The 18882-nt window shown below is 64.6% G+C and carries 19 protein-coding genes; 12 read left to right on the top strand and 7 right to left on the bottom strand.

Translation table 11 applies throughout. The features are described from left to right. Positions 1–141 precede the first annotated feature (141 nt). The 3 genes from topA to tldD form a co-directional block, all read right to left on the bottom strand. Positions 142–2745, bottom strand: a complete 2604-nt coding sequence (topA, locus tag B6V75_RS16230; RefSeq protein ID WP_088720365.1) for a type I DNA topoisomerase — start codon at positions 2743–2745, stop codon at positions 142–144. 101 nt (positions 2746–2846) lie between these two features. Further along, positions 2847–3986, bottom strand: coding sequence for a DNA-processing protein DprA (gene dprA / locus B6V75_RS16225; RefSeq protein WP_088720364.1), 1140 nt, complete (start codon positions 3984–3986; stop codon positions 2847–2849). Between the two features lie 198 nt (positions 3987–4184). Continuing rightward, on the bottom strand, positions 4185–5609 hold the full coding sequence (tldD, locus tag B6V75_RS16220) for a metalloprotease TldD (RefSeq protein WP_075775905.1): 1425 nt from the start codon (positions 5607–5609) through the stop codon (positions 4185–4187). A gap of 261 nt (positions 5610–5870) precedes the next feature. Here tldD and coxB point away from each other — a divergent pair, with 261 nt between their 5' ends. The 10 genes from coxB (at position 5871) to B6V75_RS16170 (ending at position 14750) form a co-directional block, all read left to right on the top strand. Continuing rightward, positions 5871–6656: a cytochrome c oxidase subunit II gene (coxB, locus tag B6V75_RS16215; RefSeq protein WP_233243109.1), complete on the top strand. Its 786-nt coding sequence runs from the start codon at positions 5871–5873 to the stop codon at positions 6654–6656. Positions 6657–6690: 34 nt separating this feature from the next. After that, positions 6691–7626: a heme o synthase gene (gene cyoE, locus B6V75_RS16210; protein ID WP_088720362.1), complete on the top strand. Its 936-nt coding sequence runs from the start codon at positions 6691–6693 to the stop codon at positions 7624–7626. A 3-nt stretch (positions 7627–7629) separates the two neighbouring features. Beyond that, positions 7630–7824, top strand: a complete 195-nt coding sequence (locus B6V75_RS16205; RefSeq protein ID WP_075775908.1) for a hypothetical protein — start codon at positions 7630–7632, stop codon at positions 7822–7824. Continuing rightward, positions 7821–8414: a cytochrome c oxidase assembly protein gene (locus B6V75_RS16200; RefSeq protein ID WP_075775909.1), complete on the top strand. Its 594-nt coding sequence runs from the start codon at positions 7821–7823 to the stop codon at positions 8412–8414. The genes B6V75_RS16205 and B6V75_RS16200 overlap by 4 nt, the downstream gene beginning before the upstream one ends. 17 nt (positions 8415–8431) lie before the next feature. Beyond that, the gene (locus tag B6V75_RS16195; protein WP_088720361.1) at positions 8432–9235 is read left to right on the top strand and encodes a cytochrome c oxidase subunit 3; all 804 of its coding nucleotides are present in this window, start codon (positions 8432–8434) and stop codon (positions 9233–9235) included. 73 nt (positions 9236–9308) lie between these two features. Continuing rightward, positions 9309–9989 carry an SURF1 family protein gene (locus B6V75_RS16190; RefSeq protein WP_168174496.1) on the top strand — a complete coding sequence of 227 codons (681 nt, stop codon included), beginning with the start codon at positions 9309–9311 and terminating at the stop codon, positions 9987–9989. 9 nt (positions 9990–9998) lie between these two features. Continuing rightward, positions 9999–11396: a threonine synthase gene (gene thrC / locus B6V75_RS16185; protein WP_088720359.1), complete on the top strand. Its 1398-nt coding sequence runs from the start codon at positions 9999–10001 to the stop codon at positions 11394–11396. Beyond that, positions 11393–12652 (top strand): pitrilysin family protein, encoded by a 1260-nt coding sequence (locus B6V75_RS16180; protein ID WP_088720358.1) that lies wholly within the window; start codon positions 11393–11395, stop codon positions 12650–12652. The genes thrC and B6V75_RS16180 overlap by 4 nt, the downstream gene beginning before the upstream one ends. Next, complete coding sequence (locus B6V75_RS16175; protein WP_075775914.1) at positions 12652–13236, top strand: GNAT family protein; 585 nt, start codon at positions 12652–12654, stop codon at positions 13234–13236. The genes B6V75_RS16180 and B6V75_RS16175 overlap by 1 nt, the downstream gene beginning before the upstream one ends. Positions 13237–13346: 110 nt before the next feature. After that, positions 13347–14750: an FAD-binding oxidoreductase gene (locus B6V75_RS16170; protein WP_088720357.1), complete on the top strand. Its 1404-nt coding sequence runs from the start codon at positions 13347–13349 to the stop codon at positions 14748–14750. A 123-nt stretch (positions 14751–14873) separates the two neighbouring features. Here B6V75_RS16170 and B6V75_RS16165 read toward each other — a convergent pair whose 3' ends face one another. The 3 genes from B6V75_RS16165 to B6V75_RS16155 are packed head-to-tail and all read right to left on the bottom strand — an operon-like array spanning position 14874 to position 16700. Then, a complete protein-coding gene (locus B6V75_RS16165; RefSeq protein ID WP_088720356.1) occupies positions 14874–15296 on the bottom strand; it encodes an NUDIX hydrolase in 423 nt (140 codons plus the stop codon). Further along, positions 15293–15820, bottom strand: a complete 528-nt coding sequence (locus B6V75_RS16160) for an adenine phosphoribosyltransferase (RefSeq protein WP_088720355.1) — start codon at positions 15818–15820, stop codon at positions 15293–15295. The genes B6V75_RS16165 and B6V75_RS16160 overlap by 4 nt, the downstream gene beginning before the upstream one ends. A gap of 7 nt (positions 15821–15827) precedes the next feature. Next, complete coding sequence (locus B6V75_RS16155) at positions 15828–16700, bottom strand: S-methyl-5'-thioadenosine phosphorylase (protein ID WP_088720354.1); 873 nt, start codon at positions 16698–16700, stop codon at positions 15828–15830. A gap of 143 nt (positions 16701–16843) precedes the next feature. Here B6V75_RS16155 and B6V75_RS16150 point away from each other — a divergent pair, with 143 nt between their 5' ends. Next, entirely contained in the window at positions 16844–17722 is an 879-nt protein-coding gene (locus B6V75_RS16150; protein ID WP_088720353.1) for a DMT family transporter, read from the top strand. On the opposite strand, the gene B6V75_RS16145 is transcribed toward B6V75_RS16150, so the two are convergent. Beyond that, complete coding sequence (locus tag B6V75_RS16145; protein ID WP_075775920.1) at positions 17712–18311, bottom strand: flavin reductase family protein; 600 nt, start codon at positions 18309–18311, stop codon at positions 17712–17714. The two genes, B6V75_RS16150 and B6V75_RS16145, sit on opposite strands and share 11 nt — an antisense overlap. A 72-nt stretch (positions 18312–18383) precedes the next feature. Here B6V75_RS16145 and B6V75_RS16140 point away from each other — a divergent pair, with 72 nt between their 5' ends. Next, positions 18384–18866, top strand: a complete 483-nt coding sequence (locus B6V75_RS16140; protein ID WP_088720352.1) for an N-acetyltransferase — start codon at positions 18384–18386, stop codon at positions 18864–18866. Positions 18867–18882 lie beyond the last annotated feature (16 nt).

Genomic DNA, 18882 nt, shown 5'->3' with positions numbered 1-18882 from the left:
AGGGGAGTCAATTGCTGCGATGCGGCGAGGGTGGTGTGTTGGGGTCAACTTCGCGCGCGAGCGCGCCGGGAGGGGGCTCTGCCCCCGCGCTGTCGCGCTTCCCCGGGATATTTTTGTCAAGACGAAGTGGGCGCGGGCGCCTCACTCCTCGTCGGTCTTCTTGGCCGCCGTCTTTTTCGCCGCGGGTTTCTTCGCGGCGGTCTTCTTGGCGGTCGGTTTCTTGGCCGCAGGCTTCTTCGCGGTCGTTTTTTTAGGCGCGGCTTTCTTCTTCGTGCCGCCCTTCTTGGCCGCCTTCGCCTCGATCAGCGGAAGCGCGTCTTCAAGCGTGACGGCTTCCGGTTCAAGTTCTTTCGGCAGGGTCGCGTTGATCTTGCCCCATTTGACGTAGGGACCGTAGCGCCCCGGCATGACCGCGATCGGGCCGCCCTCGGGGTGTTCGCCCAACTCCTTAAGCGGTTTCGCGGCGGCACCGCGCCCGCCTTTGGCGGCTTTCTGGGCGATCACTTCCACGGCGCGGTTCATGCCGATGGTGAAGACCTCGTCCACTTCCGGCAGGTTCGCGTAGATCCGGCCTTTCTTAACGTAGGGCCCGTAGCGGCCGATCCCGGCTTCGACCAACTCGCCGTCCTCGGGGTGCGGGCCGATCTCGCGCGGCAGGCTCAAGAGCAGCAGCGCCTTTTCGAGGTCGATTTCTTCGGGTTTCCAACCCTTGGGCAGCGAAGCGCGAGGGGGTTTCGGCACATCCTCGGTCGGCTCGCCCTTCTGGACGTAAGGGCCGAAACGTCCGACACGCAGCGTGATCGCCTGCTCCTCGTCATAGCCCAGCACCTTGCCGTCGAGTGCCTGAACCTCATCGTCGCCATCGGGCGCCGACAGAGGCCGGGTGAAACGACATTCGGGATAGTTGCCGCAGCCGATGAAGGCCCCGCCGGAGCGCGCGGTCTTCAGGTGCAGCTTGCCACTGCCGCAAAGCGGGCAGATGCGCGGGTCCGACCCGTCGGGGCGCGGCGGATAGAGATGCGGCGCCAGAACCTCGTCGATCTTGTCGAGCACTTCCGAGATCCGCAGCTCCGACGTCTCTTCCAGAGCTGCCGAGAAATCACGCCAGAAGCGCTTGAGCACTTCCTTATAGTCGCGATCGCCTGCGGAGATATCGTCGAGCTGATCTTCCAGATCGGCGGTGAAATCGTATTCCACGTAGCGCTTGAAGTAGTTCGACAGGAAGGCCGTCACCAAGCGCCCGGTATCTTCCGGGATCAGGCGGTTCTTGTCCTTGCGGACATAGCCGCGATCCTGAATCGTCGTGACAATCGAGGCATAGGTGGAGGGGCGCCCGATGCCGAGCTCTTCCATCCGCTTGACCAAGGTCGCCTCAGTGTAGCGCGGCGGCGGTTGGGTGAAGTGCTGCTCGGGCGTGATGTCGCCCTTCTTCGCCTCTTCGCCCTCGTGGATCTGCGGCAGACGGTTGCTGTCCTCGCCCTCATCGTCGTCGCGGCCCTGATCGTAGACTTTCAGGAAGCCGTCGAACACAACGACGGAGCCGGTCGCGCGCAGTTCCACCTGTTCGTCGCCGGAGCCGACGAGAACGGTCGTCCGCTCGAACCGGGCCGCTTCCATCTGCGACGCGATCGTGCGTTTCCAGATCAGATCATACAGCTTCCACTGATCATCGGAGAGCTTCAGCTTGTCGGGCGATTTCGACATATCCGTGGGGCGGATACATTCGTGCGCTTCCTGCGCGTTCTTCGCTTTGTTCTTGTACATGCGCGGGCTTTTCGGGACGTAGCTGTCGCCGAACTTGTCCTTGATCGCATCGCGCGCCTGCATCACCGCCTCGGGGGCCATGTCGATGCCGTCGGTCCGCATATAGGTAATGTGCCCCGCCTCGTAGAGACGCTGCGCCGCCGACATCGTGGCGCGCGCGCCGAAACCGAACTTGCGGCTGGCTTCCTGCTGCAGCGTCGAGGTCATGAAGGGCGGGTAGGGGTTGCGGTTGGCGGGCTTCGCCTCGACCGAGGCCACGCTGAGATCGCGCGAGGTGATCGCCTGCACCGCCATCTCGGCTGCGGTCTCGTTCTCGAGGTCATATTTCTCAAGCTTCTTGCCGCCGAGAACCGACAGGCGCGCTTCGTATTCCTGACCGCGCGGCGTCGTCAGGATCACCTTCACCGTCCAGTATTCACGCGGTTTGAAGGCTTCGATCTCCATCTCGCGCTCGACGATGAGGCGCAGGCAAACCGACTGGACACGGCCCGCCGATTTCGCGCCAGGCAGCTTGCGCCAGAGAACCGGCGAGAGGTTGAAGCCCACGAGGTAATCGAGTGCGCGGCGGGCGAGATAGGCCTCCACCAGTGGGGCATCGACATCGCGCGGATGCTTCATGGCTTCTTGGATTGCGGTCTTGGTGATCGCGTTGAAGGTGACGCGGGACACGTTCTTGCCCTTGAGCTTCTTCTCCAGCGCTTCCTGCAGATGCCACGAGATGGCTTCGCCTTCGCGATCGGGGTCGGTTGCGAGGATCAGCGTGTCGTCATCTTTCAGCGCGTCGGTGATCGCCTTGATGTGCTTTTTCGAGTCGCTCGCGACTTCCCATTTCATCTCGAAATCGTGCTCGGGATCGACCGAACCGTCTTTCGGAGGCAGATCGCGGACGTGACCGAAGGAGGCGAGAACGGTGTAATCGGACCCTAGATACTTGTTGATCGTCTTGGCCTTGGCAGGGGATTCGACGACGACAACGGCCATAAGGTCCTCACTATTCAGCGCTAAAGGGTCTGGGCGCGGAACATGTGGGGGTTTGGTGGGGATTGTCAATGCACCCTGGCGCTGAGGAAATCCCGCAGGCCTTAAACCGGGCGGCTGATCAGCCCGCCGCGATGGCGCTCTATTCGGCCCTCGATCTCGAGCGCGGTGAGAGCCTGTGAAAAGGCCGCCGCCGGCACGTCGAGATCGCGGATCACCTGATCCTCGGCGGTGGGGGAGGGGCCGAGCCGTTCGAGGATCTTCGTGCCCAGATCGGCAGGTTCCGGAGCCGGCTTTCCGGAGGAACGCCGGGGGCTGGGTTCGGGTGCGGTCCGGGCGACGGTCGCTCTCCGCGCATTGAGCGCGGCCAGCACGTCCTCGGGCCCGCGCACCAATGTCGCGCCGTCGCGGAGCAGCGCGTTGCAGCCGCCCGCGCGCCCGTCCATCGGGTGTCCCGGGACGGCCATTACCTCGCGCCCCTGATCGAGCGCATCGCGCGCGGTGATCAGGCTGCCGGATTTCAGGGCCGCTTCGACCACGACGACGCCGGCGCTGAGCCCCGAGATAATCCGGTTGCGCGCAGGGAAGTGGCGCGCCTGCGGCTGCGTGCCGGGCGGGGCTTCGGTCAGCCGCAGCCCGGTCTCCGCGATCTGTCGGGCAAGCGTCGTGTTCTCCTGCGGGTAGATCACGTCGATTCCACCCGCCTGCACCGCGATCGTCCCGGTGAGCAGGGCGGCCTCATGGGCGGCGGCATCGATCCCGCGCGCCAGCCCGGAGACCACGCAGATGCCCGCCTCGCCCAGACCTTCGCTCAACCGCTTCGCCATGCGCAGCCCCAGCGAGGACGCGTTGCGCGCACCGACTAGCGCGATCATCGGGCGGGTGAGCAGCTCCGGCTGGCCAAGCGCCCAGAGCACGGGTGGCGCATTGTCGATCTGCGCAAGCGCGGGGGGATAGTCAGGCCCTCCATGAAGCAGGAGCAGCGCCCCTGCGGCCTTGCCCGCCTTGATTTCGGCGCGGGCCTGTTTCTCGGGGAAAGGGGTGTAATCGGTGACGCCCGCCGCGCGTGCGACCTCTGGCAGGGCCGCGAGCGCTGCCGTCGCGGAGCCATGTTCGCCGATCAATCTGTGGAAAGTTGTGGGCCCGACACGTCGGGAGCGAATGAGGCGAAGAGCAGATAGTTCGTCTTCTTCCGTGGTGGGTGGGGTGAAGGGGGTGGGGTAAGAAAACAAATCTGTTTCCATCCGGCCCTCCGCCTCAATCGCCCCCCCTTCTTGCCGTGTTATTCTTAATAAGTTGTTACCAAAACTCGGTGTGCGCGGCGTTTGGAAGGAATTTTCTGCGTTTTGACTGCAAATTTTCGGCGTCGCCGATTTGCAGCTGCTGATCGCGCGGGCGAAGCGGTCTTCATGGACCGTCCCGCCCGTATCTGTCGGAAACGATTACGCCGCCGAGCCGCCCACCGTGAGGCCGCCGATCATCAGGGTCGGCTGGCCGACGCCGACCGGTACCCATTGCCCCGCCTTGCCGCAATTGCCGATGCCGGGGTCGAGGGCGAGGTCGTTGCCGATGGCGCGGATATGCTGCATCGCGGTCGGCCCGTCGCCGATCAGGGTCGCGCCTCTTACTGGTGCGCCTACGACACCGTTCTTCACGCGATAGGCTTCGGTGCAGTTGAAGACGAACTTGCCATTGGTGATGTCGACCTGACCACCGCCGAAGCCGACCGCATAGATGCCGTCCTTCAGATCGGCGAGGATCTCGCCCGGATCGGCATCGCCGCCGAGCATATAAGTGTTGGTCATCCGCGGCATCGGGGCATGGGCGAAGCTCTCGCGCCGCCCGTTGCCGGTGGCCTCGACGCCCATCAGCCGCGCGTTCTGGCGGTCCTGCATGTAGCCTACGAGCACGCCGTCCTCGATCAGCACGTTCTTGCCCGAGGGCGTGCCCTCGTCGTCAATCGTGATCGAACCGCGCCGATCGGGGATCGTGCCGTCATCAAGCACGGTGACCCCTTTCGCGGCGACCTGCTGGCCCATCAGCCCGGCGAAGGCCGAAGATTTCTTGCGGTTGAAGTCGCCTTCCAACCCGTGCCCGACTGCTTCGTGCAACAGCACACCCGGCCAGCCCGGGCCAAGCACGACGTCCATCACCCCGGCGGGCGCGGGCTCGGCGCGCAGGTTCACCAGCGCGATGCGCAGCGCCTCACGCGCGACGGGTTGCCAATGCGCGGGTTCGATCAGGCCCGACAGTCCGAAGCGTCCGCCGCCACCATGACCGCCGGACTCGCGCCGCCCGTTCTCTTCCACGATCACCGAGATGTTGATCCGCGCCATCGGGCGGATATCCGAGACCAGCCCGCCCTCGGGCCGAAGAATGAAGACCTCCTGCAGGCTCGCCGCCATCGAGGCCGAGACCTGCACGACGCGCGGGTCGAGGTCGCGGGCGAAGGCGTCGATCTCGCGCAGTATGTCGATCTTCGCCGCGAAGGGCGTGTCGGAGACCGGATCGGTATCACTATATAGATGCAGGTTCGTGCCTTTGGGCGGGGGCGCCATCGTGCCGCCGCCGTCGCCCACGGCCAGCCGCGCAGTTTCGGTCGCCCGTTTCAGCGCGGCTTCGGAAATCTCGGTCGAATGGGCATAGCCCGCGACATCGCCCTTCACCGCCCGCAGGCCGAATCCTTCGGAGGCGTCGTAAGAGGCGGTCTTGACCCGCCCGTCATCGAACACGAGCGCCTCGGACCGACGCTGTTCTAGAAACAACTCGCCATCCTCGGCCCCCGCGGTCGCCTCGCGCAGCAATTGCAGGGCGCGGTCCTTGTCGAGCTTGTCCTCGAATGGCGCGAAACGGTCGGGCTGGGTCATCGTCTCTCCTCGGATAGCGATCAAAATTGCCAAAATGTCGCAGCTTTTGCTTGCGCCATCCTCCCAATATGATTTTAAAGTGAGAACACGCAACGGTGAACGGTTTGGGAGAGCCGGACGCCGTCGGGCGGCAGGGAGAAACGCCGCCAAAAGGGAGACATGGGACTTATGCGCTTTGCAAGCAAGGGCCGCGGTATCGCGGCCGCTGTCACGTCGGCTGTTCTGTCGACGCTCGTCGCCGGGCAGGCCTCGGCTCAGGACATGATCAAGGGGCTGCCGGTAATCGGTAAGCCGCATCTGGGCGGGACGGGGTTCCAGCCAGCGTCGTCCAACCTCGCGGAAGACCAGCAATGGCTCGACCATATGCTTTTGGTCATCATCGCCGCGATCTGCGTTCTGGTCTTCGCCCTGATCATCTATTCGCTGCTGCGCTTCAACAGCCGCGCCAACCCGACGCCGCGCAGCTTCACCCATAACACGCCTCTCGAGATCACCTGGACCTTCGTGCCGATCGTGATCCTCGTGGCGATCGGGGCCTTCTCGTTGCCCGCGCTGTGGAACCAGCAGGAAATTCCCGAGGGCGACATCACCGTGAAGGTGACCGGTTACCAGTGGTACTGGGGCTACGAATACCCTGATGAGGGCATTTCGTTCGATTCGCTTCTGCTCGCGAAGGAAGACCTCGAAGAGCATGGCTATGCACCCGACGAATACCTGCTGGCAGCTGACAACGCGATGGTGGTGCCGAAAGGCAAGACGATCGTCGTGCAAGTCACTGGCGCGGACGTGATTCACAGCTGGACCGTGCCGGCCTTCGCGGTGAAGCAGGACGCCGTGCCGGGCCGGATCGCGCAATTGTGGTTTAAGGCCGATCAAGAAGGTGTGTATTTCGGCCAGTGTTCGGAGCTTTGCGGCACCAACCACGCTTACATGCCCATTGTGGTCAAAGTTGTCTCACCGGAAGTTTACGCTAACTGGCTCGAGCGTGCGAAGAATGACTTCGCCTCGGTCGAGACGGATGGGGCGGTTCGGGTCGCACAGAACTGAATACATCGTGCGATAACACCCGAGGAACGCTTTCATGAGTGACATCAGCTATATTCGCCAACAGGACAACGAGGCGCGGTTCGGCGACTACATCGCGCTTCTGAAGCCGCGCGTGATGTCGCTGGTGGTCTTCACCGCTTTCGTCGGTCTCGTGGTGGCGCCGAATCCGGTGCATCCCTTCGTGGGCTTCGTCGCGATCCTGTTCATCGCGCTGGGCGGTGGCGCCTCGGGCGCGCTGAATATGTGGTATGACGCGGATATCGACCGGATCATGCGCCGCACTCGCGGTCGTCCCATCCCGGCGGGCCGCATCTCTGAGCGCGAGGCGCTGGGCTTCGGGCTGGCGCTCTCGGGCATCTCCTGCGTGATGCTGGCGCTGGCCACGAATATCTTCTCGGGCCTGTTCCTTGCCTTCACCATCTTCTTCTATGTCGTCGTCTACACGATGTGGCTGAAGCGCGCGACGCCGCAGAACATCGTGATCGGCGGCGCTGCGGGCGCCTTCCCTCCGATGATCGGATGGGCCGTGTCGACGGGTGGCATCTCGATCGAATCCGTGGCGATGTTCCTGCTGGTCTTCCTCTGGACGCCGCCGCATTTCTGGTCGCTCGCGCTGTTCATGAAGTCCGATTACGACGAGGCGAAAGTGCCGATGCTGACCTCGACCCACGGTCGGGTGGTGACGCGCAAGAACATCCTGTTCTACGCCTTCATCCTCGCCCCCATCGCGGTCGGCACCGGTTTCACCTCGATCGGCGGCCCGGTCTATTTCGCGACGGCGCTGATCATGAACGCGCTCTTCATCAAGGGCGCGATCGAAATCCACGCCCGCACCGAAGCGCAGGCGGAGGCCGACAAATACGCGGTCGAAAAGCGCTTCTTCTATTTCTCGCTCATCTACCTCTTCGCGCATTTCGCGGCTTTGCTGGCCGAAGCGGGGCTGAGCTATATCGGTTTGGGAGCTTGGTAAGCGATGGCAATCACCCGGGACAGTGACCTCCATATCCGCCGGTTCACCCGCAATGTGGGGCTTGGAGCGGTTCTTCTCGGGTTCGTCGCGATCGTCTTCGGCCTGACCGTGGTCAAGGTCGAGAACGGCTCGAAGATGGAAGCCTACGACCACCAGCCGCGCGCCTCGGTGCTGCCGGCGGAGGGCGCTTCGAAATGACCCAGCGCCCCACAGATCGGTCGAATACGCGCGTGCTGCTCTCGCTGCTCGCGGTGATCGTCGTGATGGGGGCAGGGGCTTGGGCTGCGGTGCCGTTCTACAACTGGTTCTGCAAGACCACCGGATATGGCGGCACGACCAACACTGCCGAGGTGCTGCCCGACAAGGTTCTCGACCGCGAGATTCTCGTGCGTTTCGACGCCAACGTGGCACCGGGCATGCCGTGGAAATTCAAGCCGGTCCAGACCGAGATGAAGCTGAAGATCGGCCAGAACGGGCTGGCCTTCTACGAGGCCTACAACCCGACCGATCACGTCATCGCGGGCACGGCGAGCTACAACGTCTCGCCCGATGTGGCCGGCTACTATTTCGACAAGATCCAGTGCTTCTGCTTCACCGAACAGGTGCTGCAACCCGGGGAGAGGGTGCAGATGCCGGTGAGCTTCTTCGTCGATCCCGGCATCGTCGATGATGCGGATGCGAAGCGGATTCACGCGATCACGTTGAGCTACACTTTCTATCAAACCGACCTTCCCGAGCCGGAAGACACCGCCTCGGTCCGTCAAAGGGAGACGGAGACGGTCAACTAGCCATCGGAGGGAGACGCATGGCCCACGCAAAGAACCACGACTACCACATCCTACCGCCCTCGATCTGGCCCTTCCTCGGTGCCGTTGGTGGCTTCATCATGCTCTTCGGGGCGGTGCTCTGGATGCAGAGCATCACCCATTACGTCTTCTTCGGCGGCCTGCTCGTGGTGCTTTATACCATGTATGGCTGGTGGTCGGACGTAGTCCACGAAGGCGAGACCGGCGATCACACGCCCGTCGTCCGGATCGGCCTGCGCTATGGCTTCATCCTGTTCATCATGTCCGAAGTGATGTTCTTCGCGGCCTGGTTCTGGAGCTTCTTCAAGCACGCCATGTACCCGATGGGCCCGATGAGCCCGCTCAAGGATGGCGTCTGGCCGCCCGAGGGCATCGTTACCTTCGATCCATGGCACCTGCCGCTGATCAACACCGTAATCCTGCTGCTTTCGGGCGTGACGCTAACCTGGGCGCACCACGCTCTGGTCCATGAGAACGACCGCAGCCAGGTCAAGCAGGGGCTGATCCTCACGGTGATCCTCGGCGCGTCCTTCACGGTGCTGCAGGCCTACGAATACAGCCACGCGGCCTTCGGTTTGGCGGGCAATATCTATGGCGCCAACTTCTTCATGGCGACGGGCTTCCACGGCGCGCACGTGATCATCGGGACGATCTTCCTGCTGGTCTGCCTGCTGCGTATCGTGCGCGGCCAGATGACCCAGAACGAGCATGTCGGTTTCGAGGCCGCCGCCTGGTACTGGCACTTCGTCGATGTTGTCTGGCTCTTCCTGTTCGCGTCGATCTATATCTGGGGCAGCGCGTAAGCGCCCCCGGCCATCACACGCAAAATGCGCAGATCGGCGCGGGGGGCGACCCTCGCGCCGCTTTCTTGGAGGCTTGATGAAACGCTATATCTTTCCGCTGCTGCTGGGCGTCGTCGGCTGCGCGATCCTGATCTCGCTCGGCATCTGGCAGGTGCAGCGCCTTGGCTGGAAAGAGGCGATGCTGGCCGAGATTTCCGCCAAGATCGAAGGCCAGCCGCAGGCGCTGCCGCCTGAAGGCACCGACACCAAGCCGCTGAAATACGAACCCGTCACGGTAAGCGGGCGCACGACGGGCCAGGAGATCCTCGTGCTTTCGGGCCAGAAGGGCGTCGGCGCGGGCTACCGGGTCATCGACGCTTTCGAGACCGATCAGGGCCGCAAGATCCTGCTCGATCGCGGCTTCATCCCTGAGGGCGAGAAAGGCACCGACCGCCCCGCAACGGATCTGACCGTCACCGGAAACCTGCACTGGCCCGAAGAAGCCGACAGCTACACGCCCAAGCCCGACGCGAAGTCTGGCATCTGGTTCGCCCGCGACGTGCCTGCGATGGCCGCGAAGCTCGGCACCGAGCCGATCCTGATCGTCGCCCGCACCGTCCAAGGCGCGGCGCAGGGCATAACCCCGGTCCCCGTCACGATCACCGGCATCCCCAACGACCACCTCGGCTACGCGATCACCTGGTTTTTGCTCGCAATCGTCTGGGCCGGGATGACAATCTTTCTTCTCTGGCGTATCAGGCGGCAACAGGCCTGAGGATTGACGATGCGTTATGTTTCCACTCGGGGCAAAGCCCCGGTTCTGAATTTCGGCGATGCGATGCTGACGGGGCTTGCCCGTGACGGCGGGCTCTACGTGCCCGAGACCGTGCCGCAGTTTTCCGCCGATGAGATCGCCGCGCTCGCAGGGCAGCCCTACGAGGAAATCGCCTTCCGCGTGATGAAGCCCTTCGTCTCCGAGACCTTCTCGGACGAGGAGCTGCGCGGCGCCATTTCCCGCGCCTATTCCGGCTTCGGCCATGTCGCCCGCGCGCCGATGGTGCAGCTGGCGCCGAACCATTTCCTGCTGGAGCTGTTCCACGGCCCCACGCTCGCGTTCAAGGATTTCGCGATGCAGGTGATCGGACAGCTGTTCCAGATCGAACTGCAAAAGCGCAATCAGAAGATCACCATCGTCGGCGCCACCTCGGGCGATACCGGCTCGGCCGCGATCGAGGCGTTCCGCGGGCTCGACAATGTCGATGTGTTCATCCTCTTCCCGCATGGCCGGGTGTCCGAAGTGCAGCGCCGCCAGATGACGACGCCCGTCGAGGGCAACGTCCACGCGCTCGCGCTCGATGGCGATTTCGACGATTGCCAGGGCAAGCTGAAGGACATGTTCAACGATTTCGACTTCCGCGACGAGGTCGGTCTGGCGGGCGTGAACTCGATAAACTTCGCCCGCGTGCTGGCGCAGATCGTGTATTTCTTCTCCTCCGCCGTGGCGCTTGGCGCGCCGCATCGCAAGGTCTCCTTCACCGTGCCCACCGGCAATTTCGGTGATATCTTCGCGGGCTTTCTCGCAAAGGAAATGGGTTTGCCGGTCGAGCGTCTGGTGATCGCGACGAACCAGAACGACATCCTGCATCGCTGCCTCGAGAAGGGCGATTACACCAAGCAGGGCGTCACGCCCTCGATCTCGCCGTCGATGGATATCGAGGTGAGCTCGAACTTCGAGCGCGCACTGTTCTGGGCCTACGGCAAGGACGGGGCCGCGATCGAGAAGCTGATGGACGAGCTGAAAACCGAAGGCTCCTTCACCGTCTCCGAAAACGCCATCGGTGCGCTGCGCGATATCTACGACAGCGGCTCGGTCGGCGAGGCGCGCACGATGGAAGAGATCGGCGATACGCTCAAGGAGACCGGCGAATTGCTTTGCCCGCATTCGGCGGTCGGCGTGAACGTGGGCAAAGCTGCCGTCGCGCGTGACCCGGCCACGCCGATGGTCACGCTCGCGACCGCGCATCCCGCGAAGTTCCCCGATGCCGTGGAAGAGGCGACGGGCATCCGCCCCGATCTGCCGCCGCGCATGGCCGACCTGTTCACCCGCGAGGAGCGTGTGACCCGGGTGCCGAACGACCTCGCCGACCTTGAAGCGCTGATCCGGGAGCGTCGCCGCACATGATCGAAATGACCACCCTGAAGAACGGCTTGCGTATCATCACCGAGACGATGCCGGGCCTTGCCTCCGCCGCGATCGGCGTCTGGATCACTGCCGGTGGCCGCCACGAACGCCCCGAGCAGAACGGCATCGCACATTTCCTCGAACATATGGCGTTCAAGGGCACCAAGACCCGCTCGGCGCTGCAGATCGCGGAAGCGATCGAGGATGTGGGCGGCTATATCAACGCCTATACTTCGCGCGAGATGACCGCCTATTACGCCCGCGTGCTGGCCGAAGACGTGCCGCTCGCACTCGACGTTATTTCGGACATCCTGCTGAACCCGGTCTTCGATCAGCGTGAGATCGAGGTGGAGCGCGGTGTGATCCTGCAAGAGATCGGCCAATCGCTCGACACGCCCGACGACGTGATTTTCGACTGGCTGCAAGAGGCAGCTTACCCTGATCAGCCGATGGGCCGCACCATCCTCGGCCCGGCGGAGAAGGTCCGCAGCTTCGCGCGCGACGATCTGTCCGGCTTCGTGTCCGAGCATTACGGCCCGGATCAGATGATCCTCTCGGCGGCCGGTAATGTCGATCACGCGGAGATCGTGAAACGCGCCGAGGATATCTTCGGTGATCTGCGCCCCGCGCTGAACCCCGCGCCTTATCCGGCGAAATGGATCGGCAACGAGCGGCGCGAGATCAAACAGCTCGAACAGGCGCATTTCGCGCTTGGCATCGAAGCGCCCAGCTATCGCGACGCCGATCTCTACACCGCGCAAGTCTATTCGGTCGCGATGGGCGGGGGCATGTCCTCGCGCCTGTTCCAGAAGATCCGCGAAGAACGGGGCCTGTGCTACACGATCTTCTCGCAAGCCGGCGCCTACGAGGACACCGGCATGTTCACCGTCTACGCGGGCACGTCGGGCGACGAGATTCGCGGTCTGGCCGAGCTGACCATCGACGAGTTGAAACGCGCGGCCGAAGACATGACCGAGGTCGAGATCGCCCGCGCCCGCGCCCAGATCAAGGCGGGTCTGCTGATGGGGCTGGAAAGCGCTTCGGCGCGCGCAGAACGCATGGCGCGCAGCCTCTATATCTGGGGCCGGGTGCCCGGGATCGACGAGGCCTCGGCCCGGATCGACAGCGTCACCCGTGACGCGGTGCGCGATTTCGGGGAACGGCTCGCGATCGGTGGTCGCACCGCGATGGCGCTTTACGGTCCGGTCAAGGATGCTCCCGAACTGGGCGCATTGCGGGAAAGGCTCGCCGCCTGATGTTCGCGCGCCGTCGTCAGCTGCGGATCGATACGGATCGGATGATCCTTCGTCCGCCGCAGCATGGGGATTATCGCCCGTGGGCCAGCCTGCGTGAGGACAGCCGCGCCTTCCTGACCCCGTGGGAGCCGAGCTGGTCCTCCGACCATCTCGGGCGCAAGGCCTTCTCCAACCGGGTCTACTGGGCCGCGCGCGCGATCGCGAATGGCACCGCGGTCCCCGTCTTCCTGTTCTCGCGCCGCGACGAGACGTTCCTCGGGGCGATCACGCTCGACAATATCCGGCGCGGACCGGCGCAGGCGGGCACGCTGGGCTATTGGATCGGCCAGCGTCACGCGCGTCAGGGTTACATGCGCGAGGCGATCGAGGCCGTCGTGCATTACGCCTTCACCAAGCTCGACCTCAGCCGGATCGAGGCGGCCTGCCTGCCCGAGAATGCGGCCTCGCGCGGGGTTCTGGAGAAATCCGGTTTCAAATACGAGGGAGTCGCACAGAGCTACCTGCAGATCAACGGGCGCTGGCGCAATCACGTCCTCTATTCCAACCTGCGCTCGGATCGCCGGGGACGGACGGATGTCCGATAGGGGCGCCTGCGCTCGCGCGACATGTTGCGGGGCGAACGGCAGAGGGGGCGCTGCCCCCGCTGGCGCAGCCAGCCCCCCGGGATACTTAAGCCAAGCCGAAGGAGCCAGAGATGCGTACCGCCGCTGATGAAAGTTTCGTCGAGACGCTGCGGGAGGCGGTGCCGCGCCTGAGCCTCGGCGCGCCGGGGGCGTCCTATCTCGAAGAGCCGCGTGGGCGCTATCACGGTATCGGCGGGGTGCTGGTGAAGCCGACGTCGACCGAAGAGGTCGCTGCGGTGCTGAGGCACTGCCACGCGGCGGGCGTCGCTGTGATGCCCTATGGCGGCGGCACCGGGCTGGTTGGCGGCCAGATCACCGAGGACGGCCCCGCGCCGGTGATCCTGAGCCTCGAGAAAATGAACGCGGTTCGCGCGGTCAGCGGCTATGTGCTGGAGATCGAGGCAGGCGCGACTCTGCTTGAGGCGCAGCAGGCGGCGGAAGGTGTGGAGCGGCTGTTTCCGCTGACCATCGCGAGCCAGGGCTCCGCCCGGATCGGCGGTGTGCTGGCGACCAATGCGGGCGGGGTGAACGTACTGCGCTATGGCAACGCGCGCGAGCTGTGTCTGGGCGTCGAGGCGGTGCTGGCCGATGGCACGGTGATCTCCGGCCTCAAGCATCTGCGCAAGGACAATACCGGCTACGATCTGAAGGACCTGCTGATCGGGTCCGAGGGCACGCTCGGGATCATCACGGCCGCGACGCTGCGGCTCTTCCCGCGCCCGGCGGCGGTCGGCACGGCGATGATGGCTGTTGAAAGCCCCGCCGCAGCGCTGGAACTTCTGGAACTGGCCGAGGCCCGGATGCCGGGCTGTGTCTCGGCCTTCGAGTTGATCTCGGGGCAGGGGCTGCGTTTCCTCGACGAGGTCGGACCGGAGGTGCATCAACCTTTCGAGGCGCGCCCCGACTGGTCGGTGCTGATCGAGATCGGTCTGCCCGAGGGGCTCACCCCGGAAGAGGCGCTTGCGGAGCTGTTCGAGGCCGCCGAGGGGCTGGTCAGCGACGGGGTGATCGCAAGCTCCGAGAGCCAGCGCGCCCAGATGTGGTCGCTGCGCGAGAGCCTGCCGGAAGCGAACAAGCGGATCGGGTCGATATCGAGCCACGACATCTCGCTGCCGCTGCCGAAGCTGGCCGCTTTCATCGAAGAGGCGCGTGGCGCTCTTCTCGACCTCGGCAATATCCGGATCAACTGCTTCGGCCATGTCGGCGACGGCAATCTGCATTTCAACGCCTTCCCCGCCGAGGGGCGCGACCGCAAGGAATACGAGAACCTGCGTCGCGCGATCCCCGAAACGGTCTACGATCTGGTCGACCGTTTCGGCGGCTCGATCTCGGCCGAGCATGGGATCGGGCGGCTCAAGGTGGGCGATCTGGAGCGCTACGGCGATCCGGGCAAGCTGGCCGCGATGCGCGCGATCAAGGCGGCGCTTGATCCCAAGGGCATCCTGAACCCCGGCGCGGTGCTGGCGGAGCGCTGAAGGGCAAGAGAAACGCGCCCCGCCAGGAGAGCAGGCGGAGCGCGGCGTTCTGGTTCACGTGTCATTGCAAGCAGCCGAACCATCTGGCCCGGTCAGGTTAGGTCGATTTGCGTAAGAAAGATGTTAACGCGGCCCCAGCGCGGCGGCCTGCCGCGCGATCCGTGCTACATCGCGGCTTAGGGGAAGGTCGTCCTCCATCCGGTCGACATCGACCCAGCGCGCATCCAGAGCGTCATCGGCGGCGACCGGCTCTCCGGCCTGCCACTGACATTCGACCGCGATCAGCACGAAGTGATGCTCCAGCGCGCCCGCATCGTCATGGGCAAGCACATCGAGCGCGTTGAAGGCATGGGTGGCCAGCGCCTGCACGCCGGTTTCCTCCAGCAATTCGCGCTCTGCCGCCGCGAGAAGCGTTTCGCCAAGCTCGACCTTGCCGCCGGGAAAGCCCCATAGCCCGGCATCGGGCGGGTTGGCCCGTTGCACCAGCAGGGCCTGTCCGTCGCGGATCACGACGGCGAGAATGGCGGGGACCGGACGGGGGCTCACGCCCCCTCGAATTCGCAGAGCACGCTGACATTCATGCCGCGATCTTCGAGCAGTTTGCGCCCGCCCAGTTCCGGCAGATCGACGATGAAGGAGAGGCCCACGATCTCGCCGCCCACGCGTTCGATCAGCTGGATGCCCGCCTGCGCGGTGCCGCCGGTGGCCAGAAGGTCGTCGACGACCAGAACCTTCTCGCCGGGCTTGATCGCATCCTCATGCATCTCCATCACCGCCTCGCCATATTCCAGCTGGTAAGCCTGCGAAATCGTCTGGCCGGGCAGCTTGCCCTTCTTGCGGATCGGCACGAAGCCTTTCGACAGCTGATGCGCGATCGCGCCGCCGATGATGAAGCCGCGCGCCTCCAGCCCCACGACCTTGTCGATCTGCTGGCCCGCCCACGGGTGAAGCATCTGGTCGATCGCCATGCGGAAGCCGCGCGGATCGGCGAAAAGCGTGGTCACATCGCGGAACATGATCCCTTCATGCGGGAAGTCGGCGATGGTGCGGATATAGTCTTTGACGTTCATGGGATCCTCAGAGCTCGAGCACGCGGCCCGCGATGGTCTTCAGTTTGCGCGCCATCTCGGGGTCGCGCTTGTCGGGGGCGGTCATGATTGCGCTGTCGAGGGCGCGGGTACAGCCGGTGGCGCAATCGCCCGCGGTGCCTTTCAGCAGACCCGGCAGGGCCGCGACCAGAGCGCGCGCCTTATCGGCATTTTTCATCGCGACGGCAACGACCTGCGCCACGTCCACTGCATCGTGATCGGGGTGCCAGCAGTCGTAATCGGTGATCATCGCGACGCAGGCGTAATGCAGCTCCGCCTCGCGGGCGAGCTTGGCCTCGGGCATGCCGGTCATGCCGATCACATCAGCGCCCCATTGGCGGTAGAGCTCGCTCTCGGCTTTGGTGGAGAATTGCGGGCCTTCCATCGCGACATAGGTGCCCCCCTCGTGGACGGTGACGCCGGTCTTGCGCGCGGCCTCGGCGCAGGCGGTCGAAAGCTCCGCACAGACGGGATGGGCCACCGAGACATGACCGACCATGCCGGGACCGAAGAAGGTCTTTTCGCGGGCGAAGGTGCGGTCGATATACTGGTCCACAATCAGGAAATCGCCCGGCGCATAGGCCTCTTTCAGCGAGCCCACTGCGGAGACGGCGACGAGATCGGTCACGCCCAGCTGTTTCATCGCGGCGATATTGGCGCGGTAGGGGACGGTGGTCGGCGTCTCGACATGGCCGCGGCCGTGGCGGGGCAGGAAAGCCATCTTCACGCCATCGAGGCTGCCGGTCAGCACCTGATCGGAGGGCGCGCCGAAGGGTGTCTCGACGGTGACCCACTCGGCCGCCTCCAGCCCGTTGATCTGATAGACGCCCGAGCCGCCGATCACCCCGATCATCCTGTCCATTCCGCGCATCCTCCGGCTGTCTTTTCCGCGTCGCGGCGAGCCTAAGGCCCGCGCGCGCGGGAGGAAAGAGGGATTGCAGCCACTTGCCGCGCGGTCTATCGCCGATGGGCGAGGGAAATGGGAGCCCTCACGGGAGAGGATCTATGGAAAATATCCGCGGCTCGGTGCTGATGGTCGTCGCGATGGCGGCCTTCGCGATGGAAGACATGTTCGTCAAATCCGCCTCGAGCCATCTCGCGGTGGGCGTGGTGCTGATGCTGTTCGGCATTGGCGGCATGGCAGTCTTCGCAACCCTCATCATGGCGCGAGGGCAGCGGCTGCTGCACCCGGCGCTCGCCTCGAAGCCGCTGCTGATCAAGCTCGCGCTCGAAGTGATTGGGCGTCTCGGCTATACGCTGGGGATCGCGCTGACGCCGCTCTCGAACGCCTCCGCGATCCTGCAGGCGACACCGCTCGTCGTCGTCGCGGGCGCGGCGGTGGTGTTTTCCGAGCGTGTCGGCATCCGGCGCTGGGTCGCAGTGGGGATCGGGTTCATCGGCGTGCTGATCGTGCTGCGTCCCGGCCTCGACGGCTTCGTTCCGGCTGCCCTTTGGACCGTTCTGGGGATGCTGGGCTTCGCGGGCCGCGATCTGGCGACGCGCGCCTGCCCGCCGGTCCTGTCGAATTTCCAGCTCAGTTTCTACGGCTTCATGATGCTGATCCCGACCGGCGTACTGATCCTGCTGATCTTCGGCGGTGTGACGACGCCCGATCTTGTTTCGCTGCGCGATGTGGCCGGCGCGGTGGCCTTCGGCAGCCTCGCCTATTGGTCGCTGACGAAAGCGATGCGTATGGGCGAGGTTTCGGTCATCACGCCCTTCCGCTACACCCGCCTGATCTTCGCGCTGATCCTCGGGGCGGTCGTGTTCGGCGAGCGGCCTGACACCGCCATGATCTTCGGCGCGGCGCTGATCGTGGCGAGCGGCCTCTACACGTTGGTCGAAGGCCGCCGCAGCCGGATCCGCGCGCGGGTCAGAGCTTAGGCCGCAGCATCTCGAAGGTTTCCGACACGGCCGCGTAATCGCCGCGATTGCCGAGCCGCACCAGACGGTCGGGCGGCGAATAGAGCCCGTCCTTCAGGCAATCATCGGCGATATGGATGCCGGTCACTTCGCCATGAACGAGGTAATTACCCTCGCCCAAGAGCTTGATGACCTGCACGACGCGACATTCGAGCGAGGCGGGCGCCGCCGCCACGCGCGGGCAGTCGATGGTCTCGCATTCCGCTTTCTCGATCCCGCATTCGGCGAATTCGTCGGTGCCCGCGGGATAGTTGGCGCAGGAGGCGTTCATCTGGTCCTTCAGCGCATAGGTCACGAGATTGGCGCAGAACACCCCCGCCTCGCGCAGTTGCGAGACGCTGTCCTTCGTGCCGTCGCGGTCGGGCTTCACCCCGGTCGAGGCGAAGATCACCTGCGGCGGCGTATAGGCGACCGCGTTGAAGAAGGAATAGGGCGCGAGATTGTCGCCCATCTCGCTGCGCGTCGAAATCCAGCCGATCGGGCGTGGGGCGACGATGGAGTTGAACGGGTTATGCGCGAGCGGGTGGCCATCCGAGGTGCGATAGAACATGCTTTCTCCTGTTTGATCCCGAACTTAGCGCATGCTACCGCGCAGGAAAGGGGCAGCCTGAAAGGGGCGGCGATGCACGAGCTCGCGCAAGAGACGGCAGAGGACTGGTGGGAGGTCGAGGCGCTCTACGACCTCTGCTTCGCGCCGGGCCGCACGGCGCTGTCCTCCTATCGCCTTCGCGACGGCGTCGATCCGGTCCGGGAGCTTTGCCTCACGCTGCGTCAGGACGGCATCCTTGCCGCCGTAATCCGCTACTGGCCGGTGCGGGTCGGCGGCAAGCGCGTCCTGCTGCTCGGGCCGATCGCGGTCCACCCGACGCGGCAGGGCGAAGGCCTGGGCGGAATTCTGATGCACGAAAGCCTCTCGCGCGCCGCCGATCTCGGCTGGGAGCGTGTGCTGCTGGTGGGCGACGCGCCCTATTACCAGCGCTTTGGCTTTTCAAAGCTCGACGAAGTCGAGATGCCGCCGCCCACCAATCCCGACCGCGTTCTGGGACTCGAACTGGTGCCCGGTGCCTGGGAGGGCGTGCACGGTCAGGTCGAGAAAGACGACTGATTGCCGAAGCGCTCCC

This window comes from Thioclava sp. F1Mire-8, from assembly GCF_002213165.1.
Lineage (GTDB): Bacteria > Pseudomonadota > Alphaproteobacteria > Rhodobacterales > Rhodobacteraceae > Thioclava > Thioclava nitratireducens.
The sequence above is the reverse complement of the archived record's forward strand: the minus strand, read 5'-3'. Positions and strand labels throughout refer to the sequence as shown.

What these genes read in the sequence shown, in the direction of transcription:
- B6V75_RS16160 (WP_088720355.1), bottom strand. Translation starts at nt 15,820, where the DNA reads ATGAACGTCAAAGACTATATCCGCACCATCGCCGACTTCCCGCATGAA.
- thrC (WP_088720359.1), top strand. Translation starts at nt 9,999, where the DNA reads ATGCGTTATGTTTCCACTCGGGGCAAAGCCCCGGTTCTGAATTTCGGC.
- B6V75_RS16200 (WP_075775909.1), top strand. Translation starts at nt 7,821, where the DNA reads ATGACCCAGCGCCCCACAGATCGGTCGAATACGCGCGTGCTGCTCTCG.
- B6V75_RS16140 (WP_088720352.1), top strand. Translation starts at nt 18,384, where the DNA reads ATGCACGAGCTCGCGCAAGAGACGGCAGAGGACTGGTGGGAGGTCGAG.
- B6V75_RS16175 (WP_075775914.1), top strand. Translation starts at nt 12,652, where the DNA reads ATGTTCGCGCGCCGTCGTCAGCTGCGGATCGATACGGATCGGATGATC.
- coxB (WP_233243109.1), top strand. Translation starts at nt 5,871, where the DNA reads ATGATCAAGGGGCTGCCGGTAATCGGTAAGCCGCATCTGGGCGGGACG.
- B6V75_RS16180 (WP_088720358.1), top strand. Translation starts at nt 11,393, where the DNA reads ATGATCGAAATGACCACCCTGAAGAACGGCTTGCGTATCATCACCGAG.
- B6V75_RS16145 (WP_075775920.1), bottom strand. Translation starts at nt 18,311, where the DNA reads ATGTTCTATCGCACCTCGGATGGCCACCCGCTCGCGCATAACCCGTTC.
- B6V75_RS16155 (WP_088720354.1), bottom strand. Translation starts at nt 16,700, where the DNA reads ATGGACAGGATGATCGGGGTGATCGGCGGCTCGGGCGTCTATCAGATC.
- dprA (WP_088720364.1), bottom strand. Translation starts at nt 3,986, where the DNA reads ATGGAAACAGATTTGTTTTCTTACCCCACCCCCTTCACCCCACCCACC.
- topA (WP_088720365.1), bottom strand. Translation starts at nt 2,745, where the DNA reads ATGGCCGTTGTCGTCGTCGAATCCCCTGCCAAGGCCAAGACGATCAAC.
- cyoE (WP_088720362.1), top strand. Translation starts at nt 6,691, where the DNA reads ATGAGTGACATCAGCTATATTCGCCAACAGGACAACGAGGCGCGGTTC.
- B6V75_RS16170 (WP_088720357.1), top strand. Translation starts at nt 13,347, where the DNA reads ATGCGTACCGCCGCTGATGAAAGTTTCGTCGAGACGCTGCGGGAGGCG.
- B6V75_RS16195 (WP_088720361.1), top strand. Translation starts at nt 8,432, where the DNA reads ATGGCCCACGCAAAGAACCACGACTACCACATCCTACCGCCCTCGATC.
- B6V75_RS16205 (WP_075775908.1), top strand. Translation starts at nt 7,630, where the DNA reads ATGGCAATCACCCGGGACAGTGACCTCCATATCCGCCGGTTCACCCGC.
- tldD (WP_075775905.1), bottom strand. Translation starts at nt 5,609, where the DNA reads ATGACCCAGCCCGACCGTTTCGCGCCATTCGAGGACAAGCTCGACAAG.
- B6V75_RS16150 (WP_088720353.1), top strand. Translation starts at nt 16,844, where the DNA reads ATGGAAAATATCCGCGGCTCGGTGCTGATGGTCGTCGCGATGGCGGCC.